This window comes from Allobosea sp. P4_C6 (assembly GCF_056402015.1).
Genome location: NZ_JBFUIF010000281.1, coordinates 1 through 985 on the forward strand (window position 1 = coordinate 1; position 985 = coordinate 985).

Below are 985 nucleotides of genomic sequence, written 5' to 3' on the forward strand. Positions count from 1 at the left end.
CTGGAGGCCCGGCGCCGTCCCGTATCGGATCACCGGTCGAAGGCCGCGCGCGACGCCGCAATTGCGATGGTGCTCGCCGCCCCCGARTGGGCGGAGCAGATCWGTGCCRAGCTRATCGGGCAGCCTGGCTACGCCCCTCGCGCCGTTGCAGCAGTCCGCGCCGCGATGAGGGCGGATACATGACGGCCCTCCAACGCCGCCTCAGGGTGCTGGAGCGGAGGTATGCCGGCGGCAATCGACCAGCCATCGCCTTCGTGCTCTGGGAGCGGTCGGCGGAGGCGCTCCAGCAGGCCTACGAGCACGCGCTCGCGGCTGAGGCCGTGAAGCGAGGCGATCCGATCATCATGGGCGTGATGCCCGGGCCTGCTGAGTTGCCGGAAGCGCGGTGGAGCGATGTTCCGGGGCTTTCCGACACTGAGCTGATGGCGCTCTTTTCAGATGCCGAGCCTTGTGACCGGCTCGATCAAACGCCGGGCAGCCGCGCTGTGACGCTGATGTCCGACGCCGCGTTGAATGCCGCCATCATTGCTAGCGCAGCGAGGCCGGCGCCATGACGCGATTGTCGCAGCGCATCGCGAAACTGGAGACACGCGCCAGCAATAGCGTGCGCTACGATATCAGCGCCCACCCGCTGAGCGATGCAGAAAGGGACGGCGTCGAGGCTGGAGCCGATATCGCGTTCGACGAGACGGATGGCCAGAGCCCGATGACGGAAGCTGGATGGCAGGAGCTGTTCTTCCGTGAACCAGAAACCCGCTAACGGCGCGAGGCGCCGCTCGTGCGGAGCATGCGAGAGACGGCCGACATGGTGGAGTAAGAGTGAGCCGTCGGTGGGTCGAATTGCTCTCAATTATTTTGTCGAGCGTTCACCTGTTGGCATCAGCATGCTCGCCATGGGCAATTATCGTAAGTGCCGCGCCTTTTTGATGGAGGCGTTCCTTACACTTGATAGCGATAGTATCGAAGACGAGCGGCTGTGCCGCGC

General features: G+C 64.8%; 2 protein-coding genes. Both read left to right on the plus strand.

Translation table 11 applies throughout. From position 1 onward, the window contains the following. Window positions 1–179: 179 nt before the first annotated feature. Window positions 180–554 carry a hypothetical protein gene (locus tag AC1DVA_RS28665; RefSeq protein ID WP_476808168.1) on the plus strand — a complete coding sequence of 125 codons (375 nt, stop codon included), beginning with the start codon at window positions 180–182 and terminating at the stop codon, window positions 552–554. Then, entirely contained in the window at window positions 551–760 is a 210-nt protein-coding gene (locus AC1DVA_RS28670) for a hypothetical protein (protein ID WP_476808169.1), read from the plus strand. The genes AC1DVA_RS28665 and AC1DVA_RS28670 overlap by 4 nt, the downstream gene beginning before the upstream one ends. Window positions 761–985 lie beyond the last annotated feature (225 nt).

Coding starts and splice junctions, on each gene's coding strand:
- AC1DVA_RS28665 (WP_476808168.1), top strand. CDS start 180: ATGACGGCCCTCCAACGCCGCCTCAGGGTGCTGGAGCGGAGGTATGCC.
- AC1DVA_RS28670 (WP_476808169.1), top strand. CDS start 551: ATGACGCGATTGTCGCAGCGCATCGCGAAACTGGAGACACGCGCCAGC.